This window comes from Reichenbachiella sp. (genome assembly GCF_033344935.1).
Lineage (GTDB): Bacteria > Bacteroidota > Bacteroidia > Cytophagales > Cyclobacteriaceae > Reichenbachiella.
Genome location: NZ_JAWPMM010000001.1, coordinates 4082952 through 4105280, shown reverse-complemented (window position 1 = coordinate 4105280; position 22329 = coordinate 4082952). Strand labels below are relative to the sequence as shown.

Here is a 22329-nt window from a genome sequence, read left to right as displayed (position 1 = left end):
TTTGTAATTACATCTATCTAACATGCTTTTTTATGATGTCTTTCATGTCCTCAATAGCTATTTTCATATCGAGCTGTTTGTTGACCGGATCGAGCAGGATGAACTTGTACCTGTGATCAAGGTGATTGGATAGCTGAAAAATATTGCTTCGGTTTAATGTCCATTTAGCAGGAAAAAATTCTATAATGTTGGCATTGGACGAAAATATTAAATTGATAAGTCCAGCTCCATGTGTGGCTATTACATTATTGGCAGAGGCAAAAAGCCTCACTTGCTCAGAAAATGAGAGGTCTTCTAAAAAGACCCTTTCAAAATCTGCGCTTTTTAGATAAGGAAGTAGTTTGTCCTCATTGATCAACTGACGACCGTAGGACTGGGCACGTGAAATGTAGATGTTTTTTAGTGGCTCCTTCTTGTTTACTATAAAAGCACTTCTCAGCCAATGAATCATCCTAGGAGATAATAATTGGATTAGCTGATATTGGTCGTAGGGTATGTGAGCATTCAACACCGAAGGTACGATAAGGTGTTCGACATGTGCATGAGTCTTATCCCATTGAAATAAGTTTTTTTCTAAACCAAGGTGGTGCAAGGTCTCGATTTGAAAACGTTTAGGTTTTTTTGCTACAATGATTTTAAAATTGGTGTCTTTTAAGAGTTCAGGTAAATGAGGTTCAAGTTGTGGGAGGAAATTAGTTAACCAAAAAAAGTAACTGGAATCTAATATGTTGACGAGCGAAATGGCCTTTTTGAAGTGATGGTCATTCTTTTTTGCCAAACGAAGGTTCATCAAATATTTAGCATCTCCAGTTTTACGTAGGTAGAAAAGTGTATTGTAAGTGGATTCCAATAAAATTTTACCATCTTGAACTACTACTGCGTAATGCCCAACGAGATGGCTATTGGATAAGCGGACATAGAATGGTTTGGGAATGGTTAATGCATTTTCGGTAAGAATTCGACTGAAAAATTCGCATTGAGTAGATTCAGAACGATTAATAAATTGGAAACTTTCTTTATTGAATTCGATGACTTCATCTTTGCCAAAGTAATGGATATTGTTTTTATGTAATTCTAATAACCCAGGTCTGTCCAGAATATCCTTTTTCTGAGCTAATCTATTATTCCACCGATGGTATTTGATGGAAAGTAATAGTGAACGAATTGCTTTAGACCATTTAGTTATACTATTCATTTTTAGCGATTGTATGTTTCAAAAGGTCATTTGCGAAAGCAGTATAATTTCTGTCTGCGTTAAAATTATCTAAATAATGTTGACGTGCTTCATCCTTGTTGAAGGGAATTTTTCTAGAGAGAATGTCATCCAAAATTTTTGCTACTTCTTCTGTTGTTGCACGATCACCGATTAAGATGCCAGTCTTATGGTTTACTATTTCAGGTATGCCATTTACGTGAGGAGCGACTATAGGTATGCCATAAGATTGGGCTTCCATCATAGATACAGGCAACCCTTCACTTCTGCTCATGGATATAAATATGTCGATGGAGTTTTTTTTATAATAACCTAATAGGTGCGAATTGGGAACATGACCCTTAAGGTCAACAGAAATATGTGGTGGAAATTCTGCAACTAATTTAGCCACCTTTTTCATGTTGATTCCATCTCCAAAATGTATCCATTGACAACCAGTTTTCATTTTGGAGATACTTTTTGCAATGAGGTCTACAGATTTGTTGTCGGTCATACTCGAACAGGACACTATTTGAGGAAGTTTGTTTTGATTTGTTCCAAGTATTTCATTTGGGTCAGGAACTCCTAAATAGCTTTTAAGTACTTTGTTTTTCGCGTGCTTTGGGGTGATTACCGATTTGAGATAATTTTGACCGTGCTCCGAAATGCAGTATATTTTTTGAAAGTATTTTACTTTGTACTCCCTAAAAGGAATGACTCCCTCTACATGTACATCGTCATATAAGTCAAACCCATGCGCTCTGCACACTAGATTTCGAATTTTATTTTGTCGTTTTAAGATCGCTAGTGAAATTCCATCATTTAGCATCCAGTAGTCGTAGAACAGGGCATCTTTGAGGTGCTTCTTCTCCACTAGGTTTTCCAATGTTTCCAGCTTAGATATATCATTATATAGGTGGTGAAGTAAGCTGCCGATATATTTTATATATTTTACCCGATGGGCAGAAAAAAGAAGTGTATAGATATATACAACTAAGGCTTGATTCCAAAATTTCAAAAACTTTTTAAAGGAAAAAGTTTCATTTGGTAGTTTACTCAAATCGTTCAGTAATTGACAATTTTTTGGCAATTGTCGGGTAGGGTTGTTGTTGTTTCTAGAGGGAATGACGAAGACGGCGTCAAATTTTTCACTCAAGTATTTGATCTCGGTTTCAAGAAAATTTTCTCCCTTTCCATATGGAAATTCGATTGTCAAAAGAACTAGTTGGTTCATTTGGAATTAGGTTTGAGTAGTGCACTGATCAGGTACTTTATATTGATCAGATAATAAGGTCTAATCCTAAAAGCATTCCATGCAGACAGGCGCTGCTTGTTAATGTTTCTGTTGTATGCATGAAGATCACAATTCCGTCGATGCATCAGTGATGGGTCCTGCCTGAAAGGCAGAAGCAGCTGTTCTTTTTTCTTTTCGATTAATTTTTTCGAGCTTACGCCTTCGAAGAGCATGTATTGAGCCAATTCAAAGCTGATGAAATTTTCGGCTGCCGTAATGTTTTTTGTAATTGAATTTTCCGAATATTGATAGTAATAGACGGCGTCAGGAAGGTTTATTGCTTTATTTTCTAAAATTATTCGTCCTGCCCATTCATAGTCTTCATAACCTATGCGATCAAATGCCTCATGGTAGCCCCCATACTTTTCATACATTTCACGTTTGATCATTATAGTAGCTCCACAGAACGGAAAGCTGTGAGGTAATTCTTTTTTCAATTCCGTGTCCTTCATAGGATATCTCCTTTCGGATCTAGATTTGTTATCAAACAAATAAATCTGTGTACCGCATAGCGCAAGGTCATTATCTTTAGAAAATTCAGCCAGTTGTAAGGCAATCCTTTTTGGATCAGAATAATCATCAGCGTCTTGAAACGTAATATAGTCACCTGTACATTTTTCAAAAAGTAGATTGCAACTTTTTAAATAACCTAGATTTTTTGGATTCGAATAGAACTTTACTCTTGAGTCATTTACAGATTGAATAAGACGCATCGTCTGATCTGTGGAGCAATCGTCTAACACGAGTAGTTCCCAATTTTGATGGGTCTGTAAAAGTATGCTATCAATTGCCCTTATGATCGAGGCTTCCGCATTATAGGCTGGCATCAATATGGAAATCCTCGAGGTCATGAGGTTGAGGTTAGTTTTTTTAATGAATTCAAATTCTGTTGATAATAGCTCTGATTGAAATTTGCAATTCCTGCCCTCAATCTATCTCTTGTCGAGACAGATGAAAGTAGTTCAATAATTGCCTGACTCATCTCTTTGCTATTTGAGGCTAGGCTGACAGCTTGCTCTACCTGCTCAACACCCAAAAAGGCATGTCGGTGAGCCACAACCAATTTATTGTATTTGAGTGCCTCAATAGATTTTATTTTCAAGCCTGTGCCAAACGATGTTGGATTGATTATCAAATCTGCACGATCATATAGCTCTTGGATGTTTTCTACATAAGGAATGTATTCTATTTCCTCTTTTGGTATAATATGTTTTGTGATACTTCCAGCTACGATAGTATGAAACTCTATATTTTGCTCTTTCAGCTTTGGAAGTATTTCTGTTAAGATTGTATTATAGGCACTGATATTCCACGAGGTAGCTGTTGCGAAAAATAGAAGTGTGTTATTGAATTGCAATTCATTTAAATTGACTTGTCTATGCTCATATAGATAACCAACCGTAGCTACTGGTACTTTACCTTGAGTAAGTTTCTTAAAATAGTCTTTGTCATTATTTTGAATTGCAATTACTGCATTAGCTCTGAGCAAAGCTTTGCGTTCGTCCGTTGATGAACAGCTTTCAAGAGGCAGTGCTATATTTTGCTGACTGAATATTTTGAACCGATTTGAGAAAACGTCATGAGTGTCTATGAGCTTATGGCTTTCTGGAAAACATTTGAGATATCCAGACATAAATATGTATTCACTAATGATAATATCGAATGAATAAGTGGCTTGGATTTTTTCAATGGCAGGTACAAGACGTTGATCATACAATGTATCGACATCTATGTTTTGATAATATTTTCTCAAAATCCATTTTTTTAGCCGTGCCACTATTTTGTCAAATAGACTATGTTTTTTCCAGCTAATTTTTTTTGGAGTGAATAAGGAGAATAATCGGTCTCCCCAATAATTTTTTGTTTCATCAGACATCTTCTCTTTATCGGAGATTACAAGAAGATGGCATTCAATATTGCAATGATCATTTAGATGATCAACAAGGTTGGTTAGGCGTGTAGTTCTGCCGGAATTGACCGGATGCGATTCGAAATTGCTAATTAATAGAGCTTTAACCATATTCTTCAATTTGAATAATGTTGTCTAAGCCAATCAACTTCTTTTTTAAGTTGTGTGACTTTTTGATTGAAAATATGCTTAATGCTCAATTGATAAGAGGTTGTTTTTGAAGAAGAACGTTGAATAGCCCTTATCAACAATTTGGTATTGATATATCGCTGAATAAACAATGGAAAATATCTGACAGTAAAAGATAAGTGATGCGGAATTTGGATTGAGAATGTCTTATTTTTCAAAGTCATAGATAATAGCCAATCCGACCATTTGAATTCAGAGGTGGCCTCTTGTTCAAAGTGATGTGCTTTAAGTTTTAACCTAAGCCAAGGGACACGAAGGATGTCTGCAATTATTGCACCATGCATGGCTTCTGCAATTACAAGTTTGGATTGGCTGACTTCGGTAATAAATGTAGTGCAGTCTAGCGTACTCGGTATGATGTGGACACCGGTTTGGCGGGTAAACATTTTCCAGTCAAAATATTTCATGCTCCTAAAATAGGGAACAAGTGATATTTCATATTTTTTTTGTTGTGTCACTAGTGCGCTGTACTGTGGCAGCAGAGCAATGGCATAAGCACTGTCTGTAATAAAGTTGTTGTTTTGTTTGGTAATAGTTGCAGATGATAGAGGACCTCTTAAAAATCTAATCTCCCAGTCCAAACCAAATTTAAAATCTAATTTTTCACTTCTTGCTCCAGACCCAAAGACAATTTTTTTAACCCGACTATCATCTAGTTCAGGTTTTGTCTTTAAAAAAGAATATGATAATATAGAACCAATGCCAACTAAATGGAAATCCTCTAATTCTTCAAATAACTGTGGCCATAACCATGCATTGAGTGCATCACCTACATTGTAACTATCGGAATAATAACAGAGTCTCATACGAGTATTTCTTTTATTTCATCTATAGATAGCTGATTAAGGTTCGCATTGAAGAAATTTTGATTGGCTTTGATTTTTTTTGGTGACCAGTTCCACCACTTCAATTCCAACATTAAAGTGATGATTTCTTCTGAATATCGACCTTTGATATGCATGGCAGGATTGCCTCCTACAATACTATAATTAGCTATGTTTTTTGTCACTATACTGCCAGTGCCGATGATCGACCCATGACCAATACTCACGCCTGAAAGTATTGTTACATTGTCTCCTATCCATACATCATGACCAACCATGATTGGGCCTTTGGTTCTGGCACTAGAATAGGGAGGTAGTTCTCCAGGATGCTTTTGGTTAAAATTTATTTTGTAGAATGTGCCTTGCAAGGAGGGGAAGTTATAGTCGTGATTTGACGTGATGAATTTAACGTTGTTGCCGAACGAGCAATAATTACCTATTTCGATATACTGATCTCCCAAAATTTTCATATCACCCCGATGATACGACAAATAGCCCGCGCTTAGGATTCTATTGCTTTCAATCAGATTGGACCCATTGTTTATTTTAGAGTGACTGATACTCTCAATTCCTTTTAGTAATTGAAATGCATAGTAGTTTGATGACCAAATAGGACTGGTTAGTAACTCAGTAAGTTTGCTATTTTTTTGTAATAATTTCACGTTTGTTCCACTTGATCTTGCTTCAAGCACTGCTCGTTCACCACCACCTCTAATTCCTGCAGATATGCAAAGAGTATGTGACTTATTAAGGAGTCTATTAAGGTCAGCCTGACTAGAAAAGTCAAAGACGTCAACTTTATTTTTCTTTAGCGTATTTATAATTTCTTTTGAATTTTCAAATGACATATCACCTATTGCTGCTTTCTTTCCTCTTAGTTGCATAAAAAGGTCATGTCTTTTGTGCGGAACAAATCCGCCGACTGTTACAAAGTCGTAGTCCTTTGTTTGGGATTGGTTAGTAAATGTTTCTGTGTCAATTCCGAAACCATGAAAGGTATTTGGATGCATACTTATTTGATTCTTGTACCAAAATGTTTCGTACCAAAGAATTTGATAGAAACATTGCTTGCGGATGGTCGGTGCAGGGTTTACACCTGAAATTAAAAGTCCTCGAGGCGTGCGACTTCCGCGAAGTGTTTTTCGGCAGTACATATCCGGGATCCAATTCCAATTGCTTTTGACTAACACCAGATCAAATGACTCTAACTCTTTCTTTGTCGGTTTTTCTTGAGCTAGATTGATCCAGTTAAAATCATAAAAGTCACCCTTTAAAAAGTCAATAGCACTAGTAAACCCGTCAGACCAAAGTTGATTTTTTTTGGATTCGAGAGCAACGAAGTAGAGAATTACGACCTTATTGATTTTAGTTACAGGTCTATTTTTTCTCCAAAAAATCTCATTGACTAAATTGGCGATCCATTTTTTTAGTATCGACTTGATTCTACTCATAACTAGCTTGGAAAAAATTCTTTTTGAGATGAAAGGCTAAGACCGAAGCTTGTTTTTCACGGCTATAAGTTATGATTTTTTCCTGCTTCCCATAGTATAGCGGTTTTTTTAGTTTCCATAAGTCGAATGCTTGCTGTAGTTGTTCTAAAATATCATCTGCCGTGTTAGCACTGATGCCTGCTCCTGTTTCATGGATGAGCTCATCAACGACACCATCATCATTGGGAGCTGCAAGAATGAATTTTTTTAACCCAAGAAATTCAAATATCTTCCCAGAATACGTGCCCGGGGCCAAAGGAAATGTAGGAAATAACAAAACATCTGATTTTTTTAATCTGTTAAGGAGATCTATGCGGCTGATTCTATCAATGAATTCAAAATTTTCTGCGGGTAGTTCTTTTGTTAGATAGTTTTTGATTCGGAATCGCTTGCCAATCACAGAGGTGTCTTTTTCATGCCCAACATTACCACCAATAAATTCAACTTTGACATCCTCTGAGTTTTTGGATAAGAACATTTTCAATCCATCAACAATTAGTTCTAATTTTTGATTATTATAAAGTGAACCAGCATGACTGATGGTGAACTTTTGATTGGATTTTTCAGGTAAAGAGTCAAAAAGTTCTTTTTCGTATCCATTTTGTATTACAATAGACTTTTGTATGTCAAATTTTAAAAATTTGTCTGTTAGGTCTTTCCAAGGTGCACTGGTGTGAATGGTTAAGTTTGATTTTGAAACCCATTTCCTAAGGTAAAAACGTGTAATGAAATTGTAGATTTTATCTTTAATGGTAGGGGCAAAATTTAAGTTGCAGTATCTATTGTCCCAAAGATCCTTGAAATCAACGGCGTATGGGATTCCACTTTTATCATAGATGTCATGAGCTAATCGGATCAAGCAAAATGGGGAAAATATGGATAAGGTCAAATCAATTTTTTGTCTTTTCAATAGACCTTCGAGGTAATGTGAAAATGTATCATATGTGGCAATATTTTCGGGTGAGCGATCGATATAGCCGAACAGCGATTGGATAAATGCATGTCTATTGTAAATCCATCTATCTCGGTTTGTTGTTCCTGAGTTTTGTTTAGTTGGAAGCCTATGAACTTCGTACAATTCATGTTTTTCAATAATGTATTCGGCCTCCCGCCGCTCTATTATGTTTCTTGTAACCACAATTGGGTACAAACCATGTTTTTTGAAGTTAAGGGCATATCCTTTTGCTCTAAAGCTGGCAATAACATCCGAAGGGATAAAGTGGTTGGTAAGAATCAGAACATTTTTCATTTTTTATTACCTAATAGAAAAATTAGTGAAGTGAGAAAAAATGGCATGACAGGAATTTTATATCGCATCAATGTTCCAAAATTAGAAGTACTTACCCCCACCGCAAAAGCAAAAATCAAAGTGAAGGTAAGGCAAAAAATGCCAATTGGTGTTTGAATGAAATCAAATATTTTTCGAATCTTGATTGTGAAAATTACATTGAGAGTGAGTAGAGTAACCATCAAACTTTCTAATGCAGCCAAAAGCATTAAAGGGTTTTGTGCTTCCCAAAGAAATGGTCTAAACAAGGTGACAACTATGCCTTTCGGTGCAAGGGAGATAAAACTAGTGAGGCTTCCATCTAAAGTTCCTAGATTGTAACTTGAAGTATCACCTAGGCGAGCTCCCCAGCCTGCACGGATGTCATAAGCAGTTACAGCAGCTGTTTGAGCAATGTTGTTCAATGCGTATCTTGAGTCTTCTTGGCTTACTTTCTGCAAAGCAAAAAAACCCGCACCTCCAAAAACAACTCCTATCAGTGGCATTGCCATTATTTTAATCACTGGTTTTTTTATGAAACTAGTGTATTGAAAAATCATAAAGGCCGACGCCGCTATCAGGAAACATAACAATATGTATATTTTGATAGACAGGATTATCCAGGAAAAGAAAACAAGGCTGACTATGTGGATGAAAGTTGACTTTTTATGAATGGTTAATTCAAAAAGCAAATAAGTAATTAGACCTAAGGCCCCAAATGTAATTGTGTCTTTTAAAATACCAGACCCCCAAAAAATAACTGAAGGTATGAAGAGTACAGCTAATGCAATATGTTTTTTTAGGTTTGGCCTTAATTTGTAAAATGCGAGATACAACGCCCAACTACCTAAAAAAGAAAATGACGAAAAAAAAAGAGCAGTTGCTCCATAGGTCCCAAAGGTGATAAGGTCAAAGAAAGCTGTTAGTTTTATAACAAACCAAGAGGAAGAGTCTCTAAATTGCCAAATTCGAGAAATGTATTTGTACGATTGACCATTATAGTCACCCGCTTCTGTAAAGAATAGTTTTAATCCAATACCTGGGTTATCCATAAAAGCTTGCCATATCCATCGACTTCCATGTGTATGAAAGGTAAAGGTATCGCCACCTCCATAGTAAAATTGATAAATTAGGCCAAGAGCAATAGCCCCAATAAATTTCACGAACAGCCCGGGAATAAAATAAGGCTTAGTATCCTGATTAGTTACATAGGGGCGGATCATATATGCTGCGATAAGCAGAATAAAGAAGTAAAAGGGAGTAATAATAAGATCCTGAACTCCCATTAGTTCAATTTATAATTTAGGAACGAACTGCTATCTAATGACTGAAAGTCTTGTGCCGTTGAGTTTGTTGGTAAAAATTTAGATATTACCCAATATTCATCAAACTTATGAAGATGATCCAACTCAATATCTGATACCAACTTCTCCCCAACTTTCTCAAACCCCCTCAGTCCAATAATTCGATGTTCACAATCGGGTGCTATTTCATGGGCAATATCCACAATTTTCCGAGCCTCCATTTTTGGGATGATAATTTTACCTCCTTGCATATTTTGTATTGTGTAAAATATACTTTCAGCAGATTGCTCTTCAGTACAAAAAAACCTGGTCATGTCTGGGTGTGTAATCGGAATTATTCCAGTTTTGGCCAATTCTTTAAATAGAGGCACCACTGAGCCCCTAGAACCCCAAATGTTACCTAGTCTAATAATGGCAAATTTACTGACCTCATTACTTGCATTCAGAAATAGTTTCTCCGCTGCTTGTTTAGAATTGCCGTAGATTGAAATAGGGTCTACGGCTTTGTCCGTTGAAGAAAGTATTGTTTTCTTGACACCATTTTCTAAAGCCGCCTGAATTACATTTTTTGTGCCTTCCACATTGGTTTTAAGGCATTCTTCAGGATTTTCCTCACAGATTGGTATATGCTTCATGGCGGCCGTGTGAATCACAATATCAGCCCCTCTCATTTTGTCACTGAGTCTTTCCGCATCTCTAATATCACCAATGACCCACTTTATCTTTGGAAAGCATGAACTCGGATAGTCGCGGCGCAATTCGTACTGTTTCATCTCATCGCGAGAATAAATCGTAATCTCTTTGATATCTGGGTATTCAGCAAGAGCTTTTTTGATAAAAGCGCGACCTAGCGTTCCTGTTCCTCCAGTAATGAATATGGACTGATTGTTCAGCATGGTTCGAAGTTAAGGGATTTCAGTAAATGAAGATTCTAATATTTCGATGAATGGTGATATATCTATGATAAATTAAGGTTTGAATAGAATATCTCTGCAAATTCATTAAAATTCGAAACCATTTCTCAATCAACTTCCATGTTGGTATTTTTGGCGAAAATTTGAACGAATGAGCAAAATTAAATTTGGAATCGTAGGTTGTGGGAGAATAGCTCAACGACATGCCAAACATATGATTGATAATGGTGAACTGATAGCTGTTTGTGATACGGATTATGAAAAGGCAAAAAAACTGGCTGAAGAATACAATTGTAAAGCTTATTCTTCGCTAGAAGACCTTTTGTCAAATGAATCTCAGATAGATGTAATGTCCATTTGTTCGCCGAATGGTCTACATGCCAAGCACAGTATAGCTTGTTTGAAAGCAGGCCATCATGTGTTGTGCGAAAAGCCACTCGCTATCAATGCGCATGATTGCGGTGAAATGATCAAATGTGCGGAGAGTAACAATAAAAGGCTTTTTGTGATCAAACAAAATCGCTTTAATCCACCGGTTGAGGCGGTCAAAAAAGCCATTGAAGAGGGGAGATTAGGAAAAATACAATCCGTCCAACTGAGTTGCTTTTGGAACAGAAATGAGGATTATTATGCTAGTTCGTGGAAGGGCACTATGGATTTAGATGGAGGAACCTTGTATACGCAGTTTAGTCATTTTATTGATTTGCTCTATTGGATTGTGGGGGATGTGAAAACAGTGAAAGGATTTAGTAGGAATTTTGCTCATAACGAAATCATTGAATTTGAGGATGCAGGAGTTGTGGCTTTAGAATTTCAATCTGGAGCGATCGGAAGCATTAACTACACAGTGAATTCGCACCAAAAAAATATGGAAGGCTCCCTAACCATTTTTGGAGATAAGGGTACCGTGAAAATTGGCGGTCAATATCTCAATGAATTGGAATATCAGAGCATTGAAAATTTTGAGATCAAAAATCTGAAAGGGGGCAACACGGCCAATAATTATGGAAGTTATAGTGGTTCTATGTCCAATCATGATCAGGTTTATCAAAACCTCGTTGAGGTCCTACAAGGAAACTCCTCTATAAGTGCCTCTGCTTTTGATGGCCTAAAAAGTGTTGAAATCATTGATAAAATTTATCAAGAGATAAGATGACCAAGCCCAAAATTATAGAAGCTTCTATTCGTGATGTAACCTGTGGTAGCAGTGTGACTATAATACAGCCTGTGAATATCTATGAATGCACTTTAGAGGATGGCACTTTTGTGGGTCCGTTTGTAGAAATACAAAAGAGAGTGAAAATTGGCAAGCGCACAAAAATACAATCTCATTCATTTATTTGTGAGTTAGTGACCATAGGTATGGATTGCTTTATTGGCCATGGTGTTTGTTTCATAAATGACCTTTTTAGTAAAGGAAGGCCAGCTGGTGGTGATCAATCTCTTTGGAAAGAAACTATGGTAGGCAACAGAGTTTCTATAGGCTCGAACGCAACTATCTTGCCAGTGAACATTTGTGATGATGTAGTTATAGGAGCAGGAGCTGTAGTGACTAAAAATATTATCGTCCCTGGCATATATGTGGGGAATCCTGCACGCTTACTCAAAAAATGATATTGTATGAAAATTCCCTTTGTTGATCTGCAGCGTCAATACCAGCAGTATAAAACCGAAATCGATCAAGCCATACATGAGGTATTAGATCAATCCAATTATATAGGCGGAGCAAAAATAAAATCGTTTGAAGAGCAGTTTGCCAGGCAATGTGGGACTAAGCATTGTATTGGTGTGGCTAATGGAACAGATGCGATTTATATCACCCTAAAAATGCTGGGCATAGGAGAAGGAGATGAGGTGATTACCTCAGCTTGCTCATGGATAGCGACCTCAGAAACCATATCGCAGACCGGAGCCAAACCCATTTTTGTGGACATAGGTCAAGACTATTTAATCGATGTAGAACAAATTGAGTCTAAAATAAATTCAAATACCAAAGCCATTGTTCCGGTGCACCTATATGGACAAATGGCTGATATGGATGCGATAAAAAAAATAGCGGATAAGCATGACTTAATTGTTGTAGAGGATTCGGCACAGGCTCATCTGGCTGACCGAGGTGGGTGGTCTGTAGGGGCCTCGAGCCATGCGGCAACATTTAGTTTCTACCCAGGAAAGAACTTGGGAGCATATGGTGATGCAGGTGGTATTGTTACCAATGATGATCAATTGGCTGAAAAATGCAGACAATTTGCGAATCATGGTCAATTGGTAAAGCACCAGCACAAAATAGAAGGAATCAACAGTCGGTTGGATACTATTCAAGCAGCAGTATTGTCGGTAAAACTGCAATATCTGTCTGATTGGACTTCTCGAAGAATAAACATTGCCAAGCAATATAATGAAGCGCTAAAAGGTGTTTCAGGTTTGCGGTTGCCAATTGTTAACTCCAATTCCAATCCTGTGTACCACTTGTATGTGGTTTCTGCTGAAAACAGAGAAGGTCTACAGAATTATTTAAAGAGCAACGAGATTTCTACTGCGATTCATTACCCAACGCCTCTCCCGTTTTTGGATTGTTATCAAGACTTGAATCACAAAGTAGAAGACTTTCCTGTAGCTCATGCTGAAAGCAGTAAAATTCTATCCTTACCTATTTTTCCTGAAATGACCACTAAGGAAGTCGATTACGTTTGTGAGCATATTAGACATTTTTACGATTCACATTAAATTAGCAGATGCCTATTTCATTAGTTACTGGCGGTGCCGGATTTATTGGGTCTCATTTAGCAGATGAGTTGATTGCCAGAGGAGATGAAGTCATCGTTCTGGATGATTTAAGCGGTGGTCTGCAGGAGAATGTTCCTCTGGAGGCACTGTTTATCCATGGAAGTGTCACTGATCAAGTTTTAATAGAGCAATTATTTGAGTCAAACAAAATTGACTATGTCTATCATTTGGCTGCATATGCGGCAGAGGGGTTGAGTCATTTTATCAAAAGATATAACTACCGAAACAATTTGATTGGAAGTGTAAATCTGATCAACGAGTCAGTGAAACATAATATTAAATGTTTTGTATTTACTTCATCTATTGCGGTTTATGGCAATCAGAAATCTCCGATGATAGAGGGAATGATTCCTCAGCCCGAAGATCCTTATGGTATTGCCAAGTACGCTGTGGAGCAGGAGTTGAAAGTAAGTAAGAAAATGTTTGGGCTCGATTATGTGATATTTAGGCCACATAATGTTTATGGAGAGAGGCAAAATATTACGGATCCATATAGAAATGTGATTGGTATTTTTATGAATCAACTAATGTTCGGGAAACCGCTTTCTATTTTTGGAGATGGAAGTCAAACCAGAGCTTTTAGTTATATAGATGATATTGTACCATTGATTGCGGAGAGCGTAACGAAAAAGGAGTCGTATGGGGAGGTATTTAATGTTGGTGCTGATGACGCTATTGCAGTCAAAGATCTGGCTGAGCAAGTGATGAAAGCCATGAAAATGTCATGTCCTATCCAGTTTCATGAGAGTAGAAATGAAGTACAACATGCTTTTGCTTCACATGCAAAAATTAAAAAACATTTTGGTGAGATAGAAAATACTTCTTTGGAAGTGGGGTTAGAAAAAATGTCTCGCTGGGCTAAATTGGTTAGTCATCAGCCCACTCGGAAATTTGAATCACTGGAACTAACTAAAAACTTACCTCCTTTTTGGAAATAGCATAAATTGCTGATCGAATATGAACAGGCCCAATAGCATACTATTTCTCACACCTTATCCTCAAGATACTGCCGGCTCGCAGCGCTTCCGGTTTGAGCAATATCTCACGTGTTTGACAGAGGAAGGTTATGCGTATGACAGCCAGTCTTTCATAGATGAAACTACTTGGGAGATTCTTTATGCCAAGGGGCATTTTTTTAGAAAAATATCAGGAATATTTCGGGGATTCCTCAGAAGGATCTGGGTTTTGTTCAATATGAGGAAGTATGATTTTGTTTTTGTACATCGTGAGGTTACACCATTAGGATATCCCATCATAGAATGGTTTATTGCTAAAGTTTGTAGGAAAAAAATCATTTACGATTTTGATGATGCGATTTGGATGCCAAATACCAGTGCAGAAAATCGTTTGGTTTCCTGGCTCAAGTTTCCAAACAAAGTAAAATGGATCATAAAATGGAGCTACAAGATCAGTGCAGGAAATCTATTTTTAGTAGACTATGCCAAACAATATAATCCCGCAGTTTGTTTAAATCCTACTACTATCGATACGGTGGGTAGACACCTTCCTGAATCCAAACCTAAAAAAATGCCGGCCATTGGCTGGACGGGGACACATTCCACATTGAAATATCTAGAACTTTTGAGGAGTGTATTGGAAGATTTGTCGCAGGTTCGTGATTTTGAGTTTATTGTCATTGCTGACAAAGCCCCGGAAGTTGCTTTTCCCAATCAAAAGTTTGTCCTTTGGAATAGAGAAACAGAGATTCGGGATTTAAATCAGATTGACATTGGCGTAATGCCACTTGAAGAGGATAAGTGGGCGGAGGGCAAGTGTGGCTTTAAGGCACTGCAATTTATGGCCTTGGAAAAACCTGTACTCGTCTCACCGGTAGGGGTGAACAAAGAAATTGTTGAGCCAGAAGTGAGTGGGTTTCACTGCAGTAAATCAGAAGATTGGTTTAATAATTTAAAACTAATGATTGAGAATAAGGACTTAGGTTCAGAAATGGGTAAGAAAGGAAGGGATAAAGTCAAACAACAATATTCGGTAGAGTCTAATAAACAGAATTTCCTTAGTTTGTTCGAGTAGCTATAGACTTTTTAAATAGTCTTTCGCCAGATCATAGGTTCGATCTTTCTTGTCAGATAGTTTTTTTACTTTTTTGAATTGCTCTTTGGCATATTCTGTTTCCCCACGGCCTGCGGCATATCTGCCCAAATTAAGAACAGAGTATAAATAATATCCTTTTTCTTGAGCGCCAATCTCATCGCCGTACTTCACGCACAGCTTATAGTATTTTTCAGCTTCTTCTACGTCGTCTCTATGCGCATTGATTTCTCCTAAGAAAAAGGCAGCGTATCGCCCACTGTTTTGTTCATAGCCTAAGTAACTGCTGTCGATCTTGGCGATTATAGAAAGAGATACTTCTTCCGCTTTGGCATGTTGCCCGGTAGAATATAGCAGCCGAGCGTAAAACCGATGAAAGTAGGCGTTGTTTGGGAAAGTCTGATAGAGGTACTCCGAAGTGAATAAAGCAGCTCGACGATTATTTTCTTCGTTGGCCATTATTCTCATCAGAAAGTATTGAGCTTCCGTTCTTGTGAAGAAGGCATTATTGGCCACTTCTTTCAGCTGTTTAAGTCCTAATTCTTTATCACCATCTCTAAAGAAGACCATGATTGGTTTGAGAATGGGATAGTTCTCAGGGATCCAAACGGAATAGTAGTTGTACAGTGCATCTCCGAAAAGGATTTCAGGGCCAAACTCCTCGTGATTTCGGCAGTAGTCCAAATACTTCATAGCATTTTTTCCGGCTGTTGCCGCTTTTCTCCAAGAATGTCTTTCAGCATAAAGGCGACCCTTGAAGGCATAGGCTGCCGAAAGAAAAAAACCACCTTCCACTTCGCTACCATGCTCCAGAATATTCTCTGCCACCATGATGGTACTATCCATATAGGCGATCATGGCTGAGTCATATTGTTCGTCTTGAATGTTTGGCACGATTCGCCACCATTGGCTGAGCCCCAACAAAAAATAGGGAAGAGGATGCCATCCATATTTGCCTTTGAGCCAGCGAAATTGAGAGTCCGCTCTTTTGAAGTCGAAGTTGTACATACTATTGATACCTTCCGTACACTCAATCTGAATTTCGGTATCGGTAAGTAACACAGGTATACTATCATTTGGGGCTGCCTTAGCTTTGTATGCCAAGACGAGTATGACAGCAGAAAATAAGAGTGTTCGCATCAAATTCTTGAATGAAAATTTTCTTTCAGCATAAAGCTAATACATGCTGAACAAATACCTAGAAGACTTTGGAAACGGATTTAAATTTCTTCTGTTTTCCCCACCAACCTCCGAATTTCGCAATCAATCTTTTGCGAGAGTTCTTGAATCTTCTGAATGTAAAGCTGAGTGTTTGCCCAGTCATTTGGTTTTTCTGAAAGGAGGTTAGTTAAACCTAAAAGAGAGGTGATGGGTCCTCTGAGCTGATGAGCAGACACGAAGGCCACTTCCTTTAGTTTTTTATTTTGTTGAGTGATTTTTTGCTCGTATAGCTTCTCTCTAGTAACATTCCTAAACGACAAAGCTACTTTGCTTCCGCAGTTGGGAAGCTCTTTTACCGGGTGGTACTCTACTGCAATCCACATGCTCCTGCCGCTTCTCGTGGTGAAATGATGCTCTCCATTGATCACCTTTCCGTTTAGCGCTTGGTCAAATTCACGCTTGAAATCTTTCATGTTGTCAGGATGGACGAAGTTGGTGCTGATTTCACCTACCGATACTTCATGAGACCAATACTTGAGTAAAAATTCCCTGAAACGACGGTTGAAAGAGACGATACTAAAATCAGATGCCACCACCAAGTTGGCCACTGTTGTGCTGTCTTGAATAGCTTCTAGTAGCTGAAGGGTTTCCTGCAGTTGTTCTGTTTTCTCTCTCATTGCTGATGGTTAGGTTTGAAAATTTATAAATACGAGATGAGAAAAGTAGCTAGAGCGGAGATTTTTTTTAGTGAATATTGTTTTAAAAAGGAGAACCCTACTAGCCGACTGCCAATAGGGTTCAGGTTCTCAATTATGAAATCTTTGGGTATTGTTAGTTCAATACGATCGTGTTGATACTGGACTCTTTGAGCCAACTTGAGTTTTTTAAGTTCTTTAATTTGATTTTGCCTACAAGGAAATTCCCTTGCTCACTATAATATTTTTCTTCTATGGAGTCGAAGTCCTTAAAGTCAGGGGAGGTGCCATTATATCTGACATAAAGCCTTAAATCAAAATCTTCGCACAGCTCGAACTTGTTTTTATTTTTAGTTCTCTTCTTGTACTCGTACTTATAATTATGGTTTAGGGCTGAAATATCAGACAACACAGCCGAACCTGTGGGCTTATCGCCGGCTCCTTTTCCATATAGGAGCTGACTTTCTGAAAATGCACTTTCCAATACTACCGCATTATATTCGTTGTTGGTCTGAGACAATACAGCTCCGTTTGGAATAAATGTGGGTAGGCAGTAAGCTTCAATTTTGTCTCCCTCTCTTCTGCATTTAGAAATCAACTTGATAGAGTAGCCGTGCTTGTGGGCATAGTCAATATCAAAATCATTGATTTTGGAAATGCCGTAGTTGAATACATCCTCGGGTTTGGCAACCAGTCCAAAGGCATGAAACAACAAGATGCATAGCTTGTATTTTGGATCGATACCTTCTACGTCCAAAGTGGGGTCGCTTTCCGCAAACCCTAAATCTTGGGCTTCTTTCAATACCTCATCGTACGTCTGGCCACCTGCTAACAATTTCGAAAGAATGAAGTTGGTGGACCCATTGAATATGCCTTCCAAGGAAGAAAGCAAATCGTTGTCATAATATTCTTCCAAGTTTCGGATGATTGGAATACTAGCACAACAAGAGGCTTCATACAAAAAAGAAACTTTGTTCTTTTCTTGGAGCTCTAATAGTTCTTCCAGATGTTCAGCTATCATTTTCTTGTTGGCAGATACCACCGATTTGCCACTATTCATAGCAGTGGTTACGATTTCCAATGCCGCATCTGCGTCATCAATCAATTCAACGATAACATCGATTTCTTCATTTTGAAGTAATTCATCTTTATTGTCTGTGAAATAGGAAGCATCCAAGGACCTGGGTTTGTTCAGATCCTTGATGCAGATTTTCACTATTTCCGAATTAATGGAGTTGGATTGTTGGAGGACATGGTACAAGCCTTGTCCTACACAGCCGAAGCCGAAAATGCCTAGTTTGAGGTTTTTCATTCTTATGCTATTACAGCGGTTTTTTCTTTTGATTTAATCTTTTCAAATGCCTCTTCTAAGTCCTGAATCAAATCAGAAGGGTCTTCTGTACCAACCGATAATCTTACCAGCGAATCATTGATTCCAGCAGTTCTACGAATATCATCAGGCGTACCCTTGTGTGTCATGGTGGCCGGGTGACAGCAAAGGCTTTTTACGCCACCAAGGCTTTCTGCCAGCTTGAAAAGTTTGGTGTTAGTGACGAAGTCGGTCGCTTTTTCTTTCGAATCTTCTTTGAAAGCGAAGGATACTACGGCTCCGTAATATTTTTGCTGCTTAGTGGCCAAAGCGTGATTGGGATGCTGTTTCAAGCCCGGGTAATTCACAATTTGCAATTCATGCTTATTGAGTAAGTATTCGGCAATGATTTCTGCGTTTCTACATTGCTTCTCTACTCTTAGTCCGAGGGTTTGGATGCCACGAATAGTTAGCCAACTGTCCCACGGTCCGAGTATACTGCCAGTAGCATTTTGAATGAATTTAATCTCATCAGCCAACTCGTTGGTTTTTACAGCAATCAAACCGGCAATCACGTCAGAATGCCCAGCGATGTATTTTGTCGCACTGTGAAGTACTATGTCCGCTCCTAAATCAAGTGGCTTTTGCAATACGGGACTAGCGAAGGTATTATCAACCACCACAAGGCAACCATTCGAATGTGCGATTTTCGAGATGGTTGCAATGTCGGTGATTTTTAGGGTAGGGTTGGTTGGAGTTTCCAACCAGATCAGTTTGGTATTAGGGGTAATGTTGTCGATGATATTTTCTGGATCCGTAGTATCCGTGTAATGCACTGTGATGCCAAATTTCTTGTACAGTTTTTCGAAGGAACGGAATGTTCCGCCATAGATGTCGTCTACAGCCACTATTTCATCGCCCGATTGGCAAAGTTTAATTACTGCATCTACAGCTGCTAGTCCACTAGCAAAAGCAAATCCTCCAGCACCATTTTCGAGTTTGGCGATGGTTTCCTCTAGTACTTGTCTAGTTGGATTGTTTGACCGACTGTAGTCGAAACCTTTGTTTACCCCCGGTGCATCTTGCACAAACGTGGAAGTTTGATAAATCGGAGTTGAGAGTGCGCCTGTCAAAGGATCTGACAGGATGCTGTGTAAAATTTCTGTTGTCTCTTGCATGTCTTTATTTTTAAAGTTTACAAGGAGACTTTTCAAGGATCCATTGTCTGGATTGGACAAAAAAAATGTCCTTTCCAGACAAGCTAGAAAGGACATCGTATATTTTTTCGATATTGAGTCTATCCATTCCGCTTATCTGTCCCGATTTTCATCAGGATTGGAGTTAGCACCTTCTGTTGTTTCCAACAAGGGTTGCTAAGGTTTCACAGGGCCAAATCCCTCCACCTTTCTTGATAAGTCATCCAATAAATTATTTAGAACGAGCCACAAAGATATGCGCTAGTTTTTTTCTTGTGCAAGAAAAATCATGAATTATTTTTTCATTCACTATCGCATCCACATCACTTTGTTGGCATTATTATCCATCTCAAAAGTGCTTGATTTCCCTTGCCCACTTTTGAATTTTATTTCAGCAAAACCGGCTAATTCTCGGCCGATAGGCATAAATTCAGTGGTTTCTAAAGACTCGTAGGGCAGGTGAATAATTTCGAAAATTACGTCTCCTTTGTGGAGTAAATTTTGATAATGAATTTTGGATTCATCTACCGTTTTTATTTCGGTAAAGTCTATGTTTTCTTCATACCATTTCATGGTATTGATGTAGTCTGAAGAGGTGATGGAGAAAAACATTGCTTGAGTAACTACACTATCAATGGGATTAGGCTCATCAAAAATTTGCACTTGATTACCATCCGGGTCGGCAGTCAATAAATATCGCATCTCGAGGTTTTTGTCTTCGGTAATATCTTCCAATATTTTCTGATTAGAGGCTATCAAATTAGCTTTTACTTCTTCGAATTTATTCGTTGAGAATCCAATTTTGGTGATGCCATTGATATACTTCTTGCCTTTTGGAAATTGAATCTGACTTTTGACCATGACGCTTTTCCCTTGTTTGATAAACAGGTGGAAATCGCCTGTTTTCATCTTTACATATTGTTGAGGTTTGTATTCTTTGATAGCTATATCCAAATATTTCCGGTACCAAGTGGCGGATAGTTTCACATCCCGCGCTATAATCGTTGCTCCACTTAGTTTGAAATCATCGGCATTTGATTGTGCACAGAGTTCTGACGTACTAAGGAATAGAAAAAGTAGGAGAAGTTTTCTTTGAAATGGGATCATAGCTATTTGATACATCTGACTAAAGTAAAATAATTCTGTCGATATAGGCTCAGTCTATCTTGGTTTCAAAAAAAATTATAGACATGAATCGACATCCTCGATTAATCGTAGTAATTTTGAGCCTATTTAAAATGAATCTAAATTATTCTATTCTCGAATGAGTAAAGATGATCAAATATTAGAGGAATTTACCTCAAAAGAATATGAACATGGTTGGTCGGTCGACTTTGAAGCTGATGAAGCACCCAAAGGACTAAACGAAGACACTGTTCGGTTTATATCAAAAAAGAAAAACGAACCTGAGTGGTTGCTCGAGTGGAGACTCGATGCGTTTGCCAAATGGTTGGCGATGAAAGAACCCAACTGGGCAAATGTGAAGTATCCAAAGATCGACTATCAGGATATTAAATATTATTCTGCGCCTAAGCAGAAAAAGACGCCTGAGAGCTTGGATGACGTAGATCCAGAGTTGTTGGAGACCTTCGAAAAGCTGGGTATTTCTTTGACTGAGCAGAAAAGATTAACAGGAGTAGCTGTTGATGCGGTAATAGATTCCGTGTCTGTGGCCACTACCTTCAAGGATACTTTAGGTAAACTAGGGATTATCTTCTGCTCGTTCAGCGAAGCCGTAAAAGAGCATCCGGAGTTAATCAAAAAATACATTGGATCCGTAGTGCCAAAGTCTGATAATTACTATTCGGCTTTGAACTCGGCCGTGTTTTCAGACGGGTCATTCTGCTATATCCCAAAAGGCGTAAGATGCCCAATGGAGCTATCGACTTACTTCCGAATCAACGCAGCCAATACTGGTCAGTTTGAAAGAACGTTGATCGTTGCTGACGAAGGTTCTTATGTGAGTTATCTCGAAGGATGTACGGCTCCGATGCGTGATGAAAATCAATTACATGCAGCAGTCGTAGAAATTGTAGCGCACAAAGATGCTGAAGTGAAATACTCTACTGTTCAAAACTGGTATCCAGGTGATAAGAACGGCAAAGGTGGTATTTACAACTTCGTAACGAAACGTGGTATATGTGCCGGCGATCACTCGAAAATCTCGTGGACTCAGGTAGAAACCGGTTCTGCAGTCACTTGGAAGTATCCATCATGTATTTTGAAAGGAGACTATTCTGTAGGTGAGTTTTACTCGGTGGCAGTAACCAATAACTATCAGCAAGCGGATACAGGTACCAAGATGATTCACTTGGGTAAAAACACTAAGTCTAGAATTGTATCTAAAGGTATCTCAGCAGGACATTCACAAAACAGCTATAGAGGACAAGTACAAGTTTCTAAACGAGCGACCAATGCCAGAAATCACTCACAATGTGATTCTCTTTTGGTGGGCGATCTTTGTGGAGCGCATACTTTCCCATACATCGATATTGAAAATTCTTCAGCTCACGTGGAGCACGAAGCAACAACCTCGAAGATCGGTGAAGATCAAATCTTCTACTGTACGCAGCGAGGAATAGATGAGGAAAATGCAGTGGCTTTGATCGTAAACGGATATGCCAAAGAAGTACTCAATCAATTACCGATGGAATTTGCAGTAGAAGCGCAAAAACTTCTCGCTTTGACGCTAGAGGGATCTGTCGGATAATCTCCAATTACTAATACAATCAAAAGGAATTAAAATTTG

General features: G+C 38.3%; 20 protein-coding genes, 1 pseudogene and 1 riboswitch. Of the genes and pseudogenes, 7 read left to right on the top strand and 14 right to left on the bottom strand.

Features of this window, described 5'->3' with window-relative positions; translation table 11 throughout:
• Positions 1–13 precede the first annotated feature (13 nt).
• From R8N23_RS17650 to R8N23_RS17610, 9 genes are read right to left on the bottom strand one after another with little or no spacing between them, the layout of a single operon-like run.
• On the bottom strand, positions 14–1195 hold the full coding sequence (locus R8N23_RS17650) for a glycosyltransferase family 61 protein (RefSeq protein WP_318172921.1): 1182 nt from the start codon (positions 1193–1195) through the stop codon (positions 14–16).
• Positions 1188–2426: a glycosyltransferase gene (locus tag R8N23_RS17645; protein WP_318172920.1), complete on the bottom strand. Its 1239-nt coding sequence runs from the start codon at positions 2424–2426 to the stop codon at positions 1188–1190. Before R8N23_RS17645 ends, R8N23_RS17650 begins: the two co-directional genes overlap by 8 nt.
• Positions 2423–3337 carry a glycosyltransferase family 2 protein gene (locus tag R8N23_RS17640; protein ID WP_318172919.1) on the bottom strand — a complete coding sequence of 305 codons (915 nt, stop codon included), beginning with the start codon at positions 3335–3337 and terminating at the stop codon, positions 2423–2425. The genes R8N23_RS17645 and R8N23_RS17640 overlap by 4 nt, the downstream gene beginning before the upstream one ends.
• Positions 3334–4506, bottom strand: coding sequence for a glycosyltransferase (locus tag R8N23_RS17635; protein WP_318172918.1), 1173 nt, complete (start codon positions 4504–4506; stop codon positions 3334–3336). Before R8N23_RS17635 ends, R8N23_RS17640 begins: the two co-directional genes overlap by 4 nt.
• A 5-nt stretch (positions 4507–4511) precedes the next feature.
• The gene (locus R8N23_RS17630) at positions 4512–5390 is read right to left on the bottom strand and encodes a hypothetical protein (protein ID WP_318172917.1); all 879 of its coding nucleotides are present in this window, start codon (positions 5388–5390) and stop codon (positions 4512–4514) included.
• A complete protein-coding gene (locus R8N23_RS17625; RefSeq protein ID WP_318172916.1) occupies positions 5387–6859 on the bottom strand; it encodes a hypothetical protein in 1473 nt (490 codons plus the stop codon). Before R8N23_RS17625 ends, R8N23_RS17630 begins: the two co-directional genes overlap by 4 nt.
• Complete coding sequence (locus tag R8N23_RS17620) at positions 6852–8147, bottom strand: hypothetical protein (protein WP_318172915.1); 1296 nt, start codon at positions 8145–8147, stop codon at positions 6852–6854. Before R8N23_RS17620 ends, R8N23_RS17625 begins: the two co-directional genes overlap by 8 nt.
• A complete protein-coding gene (locus R8N23_RS17615) occupies positions 8144–9451 on the bottom strand; it encodes a hypothetical protein (protein ID WP_318172914.1) in 1308 nt (435 codons plus the stop codon). Before R8N23_RS17615 ends, R8N23_RS17620 begins: the two co-directional genes overlap by 4 nt.
• Positions 9451–10365 carry a polysaccharide biosynthesis protein gene (locus R8N23_RS17610; protein WP_318172913.1) on the bottom strand — a complete coding sequence of 305 codons (915 nt, stop codon included), beginning with the start codon at positions 10363–10365 and terminating at the stop codon, positions 9451–9453. Before R8N23_RS17610 ends, R8N23_RS17615 begins: the two co-directional genes overlap by 1 nt.
• A 166-nt stretch (positions 10366–10531) precedes the next feature.
• On the opposite strand from R8N23_RS17610, the pseudogene R8N23_RS17605 reads away from it, so the two are divergent.
• From R8N23_RS17605 to R8N23_RS17580, 6 genes and pseudogenes are all read left to right on the top strand, one after another.
• A pseudogene (locus R8N23_RS17605) lies at positions 10532–10879 on the top strand (Gfo/Idh/MocA family protein); the annotation flags it as partial.
• 9 nt (positions 10880–10888) lie between these two features.
• Entirely contained in the window at positions 10889–11539 is a 651-nt protein-coding gene (locus tag R8N23_RS17600; protein ID WP_318173585.1) for a Gfo/Idh/MocA family oxidoreductase, read from the top strand.
• Entirely contained in the window at positions 11536–11997 is a 462-nt protein-coding gene (locus tag R8N23_RS17595; RefSeq protein WP_318172912.1) for an acyltransferase, read from the top strand. Before R8N23_RS17600 ends, R8N23_RS17595 begins: the two co-directional genes overlap by 4 nt.
• Positions 11998–12003: 6 nt before the next feature.
• Entirely contained in the window at positions 12004–13110 is a 1107-nt protein-coding gene (locus R8N23_RS17590; protein ID WP_318172911.1) for a DegT/DnrJ/EryC1/StrS family aminotransferase, read from the top strand.
• An 8-nt stretch (positions 13111–13118) separates the two neighbouring features.
• Positions 13119–14108 (top strand): NAD-dependent epimerase/dehydratase family protein, encoded by a 990-nt coding sequence (locus tag R8N23_RS17585; RefSeq protein ID WP_318172910.1) that lies wholly within the window; start codon positions 13119–13121, stop codon positions 14106–14108.
• 19 nt (positions 14109–14127) lie between these two features.
• Positions 14128–15201: a glycosyltransferase family 4 protein gene (locus tag R8N23_RS17580; protein ID WP_318172909.1), complete on the top strand. Its 1074-nt coding sequence runs from the start codon at positions 14128–14130 to the stop codon at positions 15199–15201.
• Here the strand turns inward: R8N23_RS17580 and R8N23_RS17575 are convergent, their stop codons facing one another.
• From R8N23_RS17575 to R8N23_RS17555, 5 genes are all read right to left on the bottom strand, one after another.
• On the bottom strand, positions 15202–16359 hold the full coding sequence (locus R8N23_RS17575; RefSeq protein WP_318172908.1) for a tol-pal system protein YbgF: 1158 nt from the start codon (positions 16357–16359) through the stop codon (positions 15202–15204). It lies immediately after the preceding gene.
• An 80-nt stretch (positions 16360–16439) separates the two neighbouring features.
• A complete protein-coding gene (locus tag R8N23_RS17570) occupies positions 16440–17057 on the bottom strand; it encodes a PAS domain S-box protein (protein WP_318172907.1) in 618 nt (205 codons plus the stop codon).
• A 154-nt stretch (positions 17058–17211) separates the two neighbouring features.
• Positions 17212–18387: a homoserine dehydrogenase gene (locus R8N23_RS17565; protein WP_318172906.1), complete on the bottom strand. Its 1176-nt coding sequence runs from the start codon at positions 18385–18387 to the stop codon at positions 17212–17214.
• A 2-nt stretch (positions 18388–18389) separates the two neighbouring features.
• Entirely contained in the window at positions 18390–19562 is a 1173-nt protein-coding gene (locus tag R8N23_RS17560; protein WP_318172905.1) for a PLP-dependent aspartate aminotransferase family protein, read from the bottom strand.
• A gap of 129 nt (positions 19563–19691) precedes the next feature.
• Positions 19692–19802, bottom strand: a riboswitch (SAM riboswitch).
• An 87-nt stretch (positions 19803–19889) separates the two neighbouring features.
• Positions 19890–20702, bottom strand: coding sequence for a VOC family protein (locus tag R8N23_RS17555; RefSeq protein WP_318172904.1), 813 nt, complete (start codon positions 20700–20702; stop codon positions 19890–19892).
• A gap of 142 nt (positions 20703–20844) precedes the next feature.
• Here R8N23_RS17555 and sufB point away from each other — a divergent pair, with 142 nt between their 5' ends.
• The gene (gene sufB / locus R8N23_RS17550; protein ID WP_318172903.1) at positions 20845–22290 is read left to right on the top strand and encodes a Fe-S cluster assembly protein SufB; all 1446 of its coding nucleotides are present in this window, start codon (positions 20845–20847) and stop codon (positions 22288–22290) included.
• The last annotated feature ends 39 nt before the right edge of the window (positions 22291–22329 follow it).